The 8587-nt window shown below is 46.0% G+C and carries 10 protein-coding genes; 3 read left to right on the top strand and 7 right to left on the bottom strand.

What is annotated here, in order from left to right:
- Window positions 1-40: 40 nt before the first annotated feature.
- The 3 genes from rpmB to K6G33_RS03070 all read left to right on the top strand — a co-directional run bounded on the left by rpmB (window position 41) and on the right by K6G33_RS03070 (window position 1853).
- Window positions 41-226 carry a 50S ribosomal protein L28 gene (gene rpmB, locus K6G33_RS03080; protein ID WP_019678047.1) on the top strand — a complete coding sequence of 62 codons (186 nt, stop codon included), beginning with the start codon at window positions 41-43 and terminating at the stop codon, window positions 224-226.
- A 148-nt stretch (window positions 227-374) separates the two neighbouring features.
- A complete protein-coding gene (locus K6G33_RS03075; RefSeq protein ID WP_296776145.1) occupies window positions 375-1079 on the top strand; it encodes an amino acid ABC transporter permease in 705 nt (234 codons plus the stop codon).
- Window positions 1080-1091: 12 nt separating this feature from the next.
- Window positions 1092-1853: an amino acid ABC transporter ATP-binding protein gene (locus K6G33_RS03070; protein WP_296776142.1), complete on the top strand. Its 762-nt coding sequence runs from the start codon at window positions 1092-1094 to the stop codon at window positions 1851-1853.
- Window positions 1854-1901: 48 nt separating this feature from the next.
- On the opposite strand, the gene K6G33_RS03065 is transcribed toward K6G33_RS03070, so the two are convergent.
- The 7 genes from K6G33_RS03065 to K6G33_RS03035 form a co-directional block, all read right to left on the bottom strand.
- The gene (locus K6G33_RS03065; RefSeq protein ID WP_296776140.1) at window positions 1902-2327 is read right to left on the bottom strand and encodes a GNAT family N-acetyltransferase; all 426 of its coding nucleotides are present in this window, start codon (window positions 2325-2327) and stop codon (window positions 1902-1904) included.
- The gene (locus K6G33_RS03060) at window positions 2327-3052 is read right to left on the bottom strand and encodes an amino acid ABC transporter ATP-binding protein (RefSeq protein WP_173450163.1); all 726 of its coding nucleotides are present in this window, start codon (window positions 3050-3052) and stop codon (window positions 2327-2329) included. Before K6G33_RS03060 ends, K6G33_RS03065 begins: the two co-directional genes overlap by 1 nt.
- Window positions 3039-3719, bottom strand: a complete 681-nt coding sequence (locus tag K6G33_RS03055; protein ID WP_296776148.1) for an amino acid ABC transporter permease — start codon at window positions 3717-3719, stop codon at window positions 3039-3041. The genes K6G33_RS03060 and K6G33_RS03055 overlap by 14 nt, the downstream gene beginning before the upstream one ends.
- A gap of 45 nt (window positions 3720-3764) precedes the next feature.
- A complete protein-coding gene (locus K6G33_RS03050; RefSeq protein ID WP_296776137.1) occupies window positions 3765-4541 on the bottom strand; it encodes a transporter substrate-binding domain-containing protein in 777 nt (258 codons plus the stop codon).
- 297 nt (window positions 4542-4838) lie between these two features.
- Complete coding sequence (locus tag K6G33_RS03045; protein ID WP_296776134.1) at window positions 4839-5234, bottom strand: pyridoxamine 5'-phosphate oxidase family protein; 396 nt, start codon at window positions 5232-5234, stop codon at window positions 4839-4841.
- A 37-nt stretch (window positions 5235-5271) separates the two neighbouring features.
- A complete protein-coding gene (gene cysK, locus K6G33_RS03040; protein ID WP_296776132.1) occupies window positions 5272-6201 on the bottom strand; it encodes a cysteine synthase A in 930 nt (309 codons plus the stop codon).
- 229 nt (window positions 6202-6430) lie between these two features.
- On the bottom strand, window positions 6431-8440 hold the full coding sequence (locus tag K6G33_RS03035; RefSeq protein WP_296776129.1) for a class I tRNA ligase family protein: 2010 nt from the start codon (window positions 8438-8440) through the stop codon (window positions 6431-6433).
- Window positions 8441-8587 lie beyond the last annotated feature (147 nt).

Genomic DNA, 8587 nt, shown 5'->3' with positions numbered 1-8587 from the left:
ATGTTGTATTTTTACAGGTTAGTTAAGGAGGTGCAACCTAATGGCAAAATGTGATATCTGCGGAAAGGGCGTAACCTTTGGTATCAAGGTTTCCCACTCACACAGACGTTCCAACAGAACATGGAAGCCTAACGTAAAGCGTGTTAAGGCTATCGTCAAGGGTACTCCTTGTCATATCTACGCTTGCTCAAGATGCTTACGTTCTGGTAAGGTCGAGAGAGCTTGATCATGAATCGGTGAAATGAGAGCGTTCCAAACGGAGCGCTCTTTTTTTCGCAGACCCACTTTCCCGTGTTAACACGGCTTTTCATTTGCATTATCCCGATTTTTATGGTATAATGTGTGATGATAAATTATTAAAAGGCGGTTTATTTATGACAAAAGATCAGTTAGCGACCCTTTTCAAGCTGATGCTTGAATATATCCCTCCAACTCTGAAAATATTCGGCTTTACACTTCTGTGGTCCATACCACTCGGCATGATCGTCGCTCTCCTGAAAATGTGCAGATTCAAGCCTATCTCATGGCTGACCAATATATACATACTCATAATGCGCGGAACGCCTCTCCTTTTGCAGCTCATCGTGGCACAGTATTCTGTACCATACCTGCTGAAATGGGACGGCTGCCCTGCATTTCTCCACCACCTTCTCGACAACGTTGATATCAGAAGTCCGCGATATACCTTCAATATGCTGCTCATTGCCTTTGCGCTCAACTATGCAGCCTATTTTGCTGAGATATTCCGCGGCGGCATAGAAGCTATCCCGAAAGGACAGTACGAAGCCGCAGGCGCACTCGGATTCAGCCGCTTGCAGACCTTTTTCCGCATAATACTCCCACAGGTAATCAAGAGAGTAGTTCCTGCAAGCTCCAACGAGATCATCACCCTCGTCAAGGATACTTCCCTTGCTTCGGCTATCCCATACATGGAGATAATGTATATCGCAAAAAAACAGGTGCCGACCTATGCTTCGCTCATGCCGCTGTTCATGGCAGGCGTTTTCTATTTCGTATTTGCAACTGTCCTGACGCTTATTTTCGGATTCATCGAGAAAAAGCTCAGCTACTACAAGTAAGGAGGTACTGCTATGGCAATGCTTGAGGTAAAAAACCTCTCAAAAAGCTTCGACAAGCTCGAAGTGCTCAAGGACATCTCCTTCAACGTTGAAAAAGGCGAGGTCGTTGCGATAATCGGGCCCTCCGGAAGCGGCAAATCCACTCTTCTGCGCTGCATAAATCAGCTTGAACGAGCTGACGGCGGCGTTATTAATGTCTGCGGAACGGATATGCTCATAAAGAACGAAAAAGGCAAGACAGCCTATGCAGACGCTAAAACCCTGCGTGAGATCAGACTCAAAACAGGACTTGTGTTCCAGAATTTCAACCTTTTCCCGCATATGACTGTCCTTCGCAACATTACGGAAGCACCCGTATGTGTACTGAAGGAAAACAAGGCAAAAGCCCGCGAAAAAGCTATGGAACTCCTGAAGAAAATGGGACTTGAAAGCAAGGATAAGTCTTACCCCTGCGAGCTTTCGGGCGGTCAGCAGCAGCGTGTTTCCATCGCACGAGCACTCGCACTGAATCCTGAGATACTTTTCTTTGACGAGCCGACTTCCGCTCTCGATCCGGAGCTTACAGGAGAGATACTCAAAGTTATAAAGGGGCTTGCAAAAGGCGGCATGACAATGGTCATTGTAACCCATGAAATGGCGTTTGCCCGTGACGTTGCCGACAAGGTGATATTCATGGAGAACGGCTACATCGTGGAAATGGGTGCTCCGTCACAGCTCTTCGGTGAAAACGCCTCTGACCGCGTTCAGCAGTTCCTGAAACGATTCAACAGCTAAACAATAATTATAAAAGCCTGAGAACTTTAAAGTTCTCAGGCTTTTTCATTACCTGTTAAATATCTTTGTCATAGTAACATGAGGACAACCTTCGTCATCGTGTATATCATCAGTTGCAGTATATCCGATTTTTTCATAAAACTCTTGCACACGACACTGAGCCGAAAGCGATATACTCTTTGCGCCGATATCCTCAGCCTGCTTTTCAAGTTCGCGAACGACTCTGCTGCCCAGTGATAAACCGCGATACTCCTTCATTACAGCGATCCTGCCGATTATAAAGTCTCCGTTTTTATCGCTGAACAGTCTGCCTGTAGCAACAGGCTTTTTTCCGTCATAAAGAACCGCATGATAAGCCCTCTCATCAATATCGTCAAATTCATTCTTAAAGCCCTGTTCAGCCATAAATACAGCCTCACGTATGGTCTTACAATCATTATGGATTCCGCAGTATATCCTTGTACTTATATTCATTATAACACCTTTGACAAAAATTGCTGTAATCTTGGATTCTGAGGATTTGTAAAGAATTCTTCGGGAGTATTCTCCTCAGCGATAACTCCCTGGTCAATAAATACAACTCTCGATGCGACCTCTCTTGCAAAGCCCATCTCGTGAGTGACCACGACCATGGTCATGCCCTCATCAGCAAGCTGCTTCATGAGGTTGAGCACCTCCCCGACCATTTCGGGGTCGAGAGCGGAAGTCGGTTCGTCAAAGAGCATAACATCGGGATTCATGACCAGCGCACGAGCAATAGCTATACGCTGCTTCTGACCTCCCGAAAGCTGATTTGGAAATGCATTCTCCTTGTCTGCAAGACCTACCTTTTTGAGCATTGCCCTTGCACTCTTTTCTGCTTCTGCCTGTGACATAAGTCCCAGCTTTACAGGAGCGAGTGTAAGATTGCGTATAATGCTGAGATGCGGAAACAGGTGGAAGTGCTGGAACACCATGCCCATTTTTTCTCTTATCTCATACAAACGCTTTTCCGAAGCCTTTGTAAGGTCTTCTCCTTCAAAGATGATGCTTCCCGACGTAGGCTGTTCAAGCCTGTTGAGGCATCGCAGGAAGGTACTTTTACCCGAACCTGAAGGCCCGATGACTACGACCTTCTCACCTTTTTCTATCTTTGTCGTGATACCCTTCAGGATATGAAGGTCACCGAAAGATTTTTTCAGATCATTAACCTCTATCACTCTTAGCCAGCCTCCTTTCAAGTCTTGAAACAAGCATTGTCAGGAACATTACTATAATAAGATAGATAAGTGCGACTGCAATAAGCGGCAGGAAAGCTTCATACGTAACGCTTCTGATGATATCGCCGCCCTTTGTGAGGTCTTCAAGAGCGATATATCCTGCGACCGAGGTCTCCTTCAGGAGCACTATACACTCGTTTCCGAGAGCAGGGAGCACATTCTTGAAAGCCTGCGGCATAATAATATACATCATAGTTTTGCGGTAATTAAGTCCAAGACTTGCACCTGCTTCAAATTGTCCGTTGTCTATCGACATTATGCCTGATCGGAATATCTCCGCAACATACGCGGCGGAGTTCAGTCCGAATGCAAGGATACCGACAAATGTCTTGTCGATCCTCACAGAAGCAAAGATAACGTAGTATATTATCAGGAGCTGCACCATTACAGGCGTACCTCTGATGACTGTCAGGTATATCTTTGCAAAGAAATTTGCTATTTTCATTTTTCCCGTCTTATCATGGGTAGCTCTGACTATAGCTATCAGGAAGCCCAGCACCATGCCAAGCAAAACGGCAAAAAATGTAATTATCAGTGTTGTTTTCAGACCATTTGTCAGGTATTTCCACCTGTCACCCTCAATAAACGTACTATGGATCTTGTACATTAAATCGCTCAAGCTGCTCACTCCTTAATTATCAAGCGTCGGCTGTCAATCCTCTCTTACGACAATGACCTGCTTTGTAGACGCATAGCCCTGTGTAAATGAAACGTTCTTCTCACGCTCAGGTGTTACGGACATACCTGCAACTCCAACATCAGCCTTGCCGGAGTTTACTGCTGCAATAATAGAATCGAACTCCATATTGTCGATCTTGAGTTTCAGCCCAAGTTCATCGCAAACAGCATTCATCATGTCAACGTCGATGCCTACTATCTCGCCGTTTTCCATACTCTCATAAGGCGGGAATTCAGCATTTGTAGCCATTACAAGTACTCCTGTTCTTTCCATGTCCTTTTCAGGAACATAGGATACACGGTCGGGGTCATTTCCTACCCAGTGGGAAGTGATCTCGTCAAGCTTACCGTTTTCCTTGAGCTTTGTAAGAGCGTCGTCTATTTTCTTGCCGAGCTCGTCATTGCCCTTCTTGTAAGCTATAGAGTACTCTTCCTCAGCAAATACATCGGGAAGTATCTGTAAGCCCTTATTCTTATTAACAAACTCCTGTGCAGGCTCTGAATCAATGATGACCGCGTCTATCTTGCCCTGTTTAAGAGCCTGGATAGCGTCTGCGCCCTTGTTATAGCCTTCTACCTTAGCATTTTCGATATCGCCCGCAAAGATATAGCCCGTTGTACCGAGCTGAGTACCTATTACCTTGCCTTTGAGATCGTCACTGCTATGAACGGTATTCTTTGGTACGCCGCAGCCTGTGAAACAAACTGTGATGAGCATTCCTGCTGTAAGTACGTTAAGTAACTTTTTCATGGTATTTCAATCCTTCCTATAATAAAAACTCATAAAACTTATTATAACTCTTTTTTTCTAAAATTGCAATAACTAAATAGTTACATTTTTTCAGGAATGACCATATGTCATTTTTATACCCATATATTCTTTTTTTAGTATACAAAATCCGAAAGCAAACCTTCGGACTATGGGAAAATATTCTTTTAGCAGACACACACAGATCAGAATATGCACAATGATCTTGCTGTGCTCCTAAAAAATATATCCTGCGATCTACAAAAAAGCGCTGTCACGAATAGAGACAGCGCTTATATATCAAAGTATCTTTTCAGGTTCGCCAACAGGAGGCATAATGAAAGCTGTTGCATCTTCAAGGTGGAATATCTTCATCTTAAAGCCTGTTTTCTCGTTGTATATCTCCTTCAGGAGCGGACTTGTTGCATACATTGCCTCTAAGTACTTGGGATCGTCATCAAAAACGATCTTTCCTGTATAGCGCAGCCATAGTCCGTCAGGCTTGCAGGCAACTATCTCACAGAGAGGATTTGCAAGCATCTGTCTGTAAACAGCCTTCTGATCGCCTACTGCGAACATAACCTTCCCGTCCATCTCAATGTGAGAGCCGAATGGTCTGAGCTTTGGCTGTGCTCCGTCAGTTGTTGCAATGAAGAACATTCCTGCTTCTGTCAGAAAATCGTAAATTTTACTCATGATATATTACCTCCTTTAACGCTTACAGCGTTTATTATCAGTCATCAAAGAGCGGCGTTGAGAAATATCTCTCCGCAGTATCGGGCAGTATAGTAACGACGGTCTTGCCCTCGCCCAGCTTCTCAGCCATTTTCAGAGCAGCTGCAACATTGGTTCCGCTGGATATACCGCACATTATGCCCTCTTTTGCCGCTAAGTCCTTAGCGGTCTGTATTGCCTCTTCGTCGGTTACAATATAGATATCATCGTATATCTCCTGATTGAGGATATCGGGGATAATACCGTCGCCGATACCCATTTGCAAATGTGTACCTATATTTCCGCCTGCAAGTATAGCTGCATTTTCAGGCTCAACAGCCCATATCACCATATCCGGGTACTGAGCTTTGAGAGCTTCACCGATACCTGTAATAGTGCCGCCCGTACCTATGCCCGAGCAGAATCCGTCTATTTTTACCGCAGTCTGCTCCAGTATCTCAAGAGCAGTGTGGTACTTATGAGCGCCTATATTATTCACATTTGCGAACTGCTGCGGAACGAATACGTTCTCGTCCTCCTCAGCCATTTTCAGCGCTGTATCGAGACAGGTCTGTATGCATTTGCCGATATCGCCGTCATCATGAATGAGCATTACCTCAGCACCGTAGTGCTTAACGAGCTTTCTGCGCTCCTCACTGACGGAATCAGGCATAATTATGATCGTCTTGTAACCTCTTACAGCTCCCACAAGAGCCAGACCAATGCCCTGATTGCCGCTTGTAGGCTCTACGATTATCGTACCCTCATGTATTTTGCCTTCTCTCTCGGCATGGCGTATCATGTTATAGGCTGTTCGGGTCTTTATGGAACCGCCCACGTTAAGTCCCTCGAACTTCACGAGAACATCTGCGCTTCCCTTTTTGTTCATTCGGTTGAGCTTTATCATCGGAGTATGCCCGATAGCTTCCAGAATGTTGTTGTATATCATTGGATTATAACTCCTTTATTGCTAAATAATTCGGAATGCGGAATTATGATTCAGAATTATTTGCGTCCTTTAAAGCGGACAGATTTAAATAAAGTATCATGCGACTATTGATTATTTACGTTTATGCACAGGCGAACACTATTCGCCGCCGTAACACATTCATGCTGTTTGCATAGTAATTCACAGACCGCTCAAGGCAGCCCCGGCAATTCTTATATCTCCTCACTTATCACTCTTCGGCAGAAGCAAACTGGCTCTCATGACGTGTGAAGAAGTCCGTTCTCGGTGGCAGGAACTTCAGCTTGTGGTCATTGCCTGTGAAGTATGTAAGCGGTTCGAGGATAGTATCCCATGACCAGATACGCTCATCGACTTCAAGGTACTCGCGGAGCTTCTCAGTGCCGAACGGTGCCATCGGATGAAGCAGTACACCCGCAATACGTATCATATAGAACAGGTTTGCAAGAGCCTGTTTGAGAGCTTCCTTGTCAGGATACTCTCCATTGAGAGCCTTTGCCATGTACTTGCTGCCGTTGCGGATATAGCTGTCGAGCACGTAAGTACACTGGTGGAAAGCAAACTTGGACATATGTCTCTCATATTCGAGAACTGCCTTCTTAGCGTCAGCAAGGAACTTCTCCTCGGGAGCATTGTTCGGCATAACGCCGTCGAGTTCTTTCTGAGCTGTGTAGAAAGCGGTGCGTATCATACGGTTATATACGTTTGAAAGAAGCAGACCGTCCTTAACAACAGGATCAGCATCTTCAGGCTTAGCATCGGGGTTGTATGGCTTTGGCATAAAGCTTACGGAACGCTGTCCCAGACCGAGACCCAGCCAGTGCATACGGAGCTGCTCAGGAGTATAGTGATTGAGCAGATCGTCAGCCATAGGCGGCTTGACAGCACCCGAGCTTGAAGCCTTCTTGTCGAGGAAGAGGATATGGTGGTTAGCCACGATAACAGGGAGCTGTAACTCTCCGTCGGCAGGTGAAGCGGTCTTGTTCTCGCTCTCCTGCTGAGCCATCCACATCGCAGGCTCGGCGATACCGTAGAAGTAGATATTGTCCTGACCGATGAACTGATAAACAGTAGCGTCCTTGCTGCACCAGTAGTCGCGCCACTCTTCCTTATCGTGACCGATAGATTCAAGATAAGTCTCAGTGAACGAGATAGGAGCCCACAGAGACTCAGGCCATACCCATACGGTAAGTCCCTCAACGCCGTCCATGACAGGAGCAGGTACGCCCCACTCGATATTGCCTGTAAGACGGAAAGGCACGAGAGTCTTTCCTGTTCTGTAGCGGATACCGTTCTCTGTGAGTACGCGGCAGGCTTCATCGCAGTCGGAGAGCTTGTCGAACTCTATAGTGAATGAAGGCTTCTTAGGCTCTTCGATGTAGTTATGAGCAGGCATGGATCCTTTAAGACCCATGTACTTTTCCTCGAATTCGCGCTTTATGTAGATAACGGGCTTCTTTAGGAACTCGTCGATGGTCTTCCATACTACAGGACGGATATCCTTGCGCTTTTTCAGTTCCTCTACCCATTCCTTCATAAGCTGCTCGTAGTCACGTAGCTTGAAGTACCAGTTGGTAACAGGCTTCATGGTAGGAGTTTCACCTGTGAGGGTGCTGACAGGGTTTATGAGGTTCTCAGGCATATACTGATGCCCCAGATCACACTCATCAGCGTAGCCCTTTTCGGAAGTACAGCCCTCTACAGGACATTTACCGATGACCTGTCTGCCGTTGAGGAACACACCTGCCTTCTCATCGAAGAACTGCATGGTGGTTATCTGGTTGAGCTGTCCCTTCTTGTGGAGAGAGCTTATGAAACGGTCGGTAACAGAAGCGTGTATCTCCTTTGAGCGTCCCAGACCCGAAGCTGCAAACAGATTAGGAGCTATACCGTAAGCGGCAAGTGTCTCCTTCTGCTTGTTGTGGTTTCTCTGTACAAAATCTTCAAGAGAGCCTTCAAATTCGCCGTTCTTGACCTTTACGCGCCAGCCCTCTGCGATAGGCGAACCGTAGCAGTCCGTACCGCTGACGAAGATGACGTTCTCCTTGCCTATGCGGTCTCTCAGAAAACGTGCATAGGTATCCGCAAATACCAGCATACCGCCCACATGACCGAAGTGGAGCTCCTTGTTGCCGTATGGCATGCCGCCTGTGACAACAGCTCTTTTCGGGAACACAGGACGTGGTATCTCAAAATTCTTTTTTTCTTTATTGTCTGACATTTTATCTTCCTCGTATAATAGATTTTAGGGTAGTTTAAAGAGCACCCCAATGAACCTCTGCCACGCTCGATTAAGTAAAGCAGCATTGAAATCGGAATGAGCGTAGCGAATGGAGATTTCAATGCTGCGGCGGAGTTCCGCCGGGTT

Source organism: Ruminococcus sp. (assembly GCF_024691275.1).
Taxonomy (GTDB): domain Bacteria; phylum Bacillota; class Clostridia; order Oscillospirales; family Ruminococcaceae; genus Ruminococcus.
The sequence above is the reverse complement of the archived record's forward strand: the minus strand, read 5'-3'. Positions and strand labels throughout refer to the sequence as shown.

Coding starts and splice junctions, on each gene's coding strand:
- K6G33_RS03065 (WP_296776140.1), bottom strand. CDS start 2,327: ATGAATATAAGTACAAGGATATACTGCGGAATCCATAATGATTGTAAG.
- cysK (WP_296776132.1), bottom strand. CDS start 6,201: ATGATATACAACAACATTCTGGAAGCTATCGGGCATACTCCGATGATA.
- rpmB (WP_019678047.1), top strand. CDS start 41: ATGGCAAAATGTGATATCTGCGGAAAGGGCGTAACCTTTGGTATCAAG.
- K6G33_RS03055 (WP_296776148.1), bottom strand. CDS start 3,719: ATGTACAAGATCCATAGTACGTTTATTGAGGGTGACAGGTGGAAATAC.
- K6G33_RS03035 (WP_296776129.1), bottom strand. CDS start 8,440: ATGTCAGACAATAAAGAAAAAAAGAATTTTGAGATACCACGTCCTGTG.
- K6G33_RS03045 (WP_296776134.1), bottom strand. CDS start 5,234: ATGAGTAAAATTTACGATTTTCTGACAGAAGCAGGAATGTTCTTCATT.
- K6G33_RS03075 (WP_296776145.1), top strand. CDS start 375: ATGACAAAAGATCAGTTAGCGACCCTTTTCAAGCTGATGCTTGAATAT.
- K6G33_RS03070 (WP_296776142.1), top strand. CDS start 1,092: ATGGCAATGCTTGAGGTAAAAAACCTCTCAAAAAGCTTCGACAAGCTC.
- K6G33_RS03050 (WP_296776137.1), bottom strand. CDS start 4,541: ATGAAAAAGTTACTTAACGTACTTACAGCAGGAATGCTCATCACAGTT.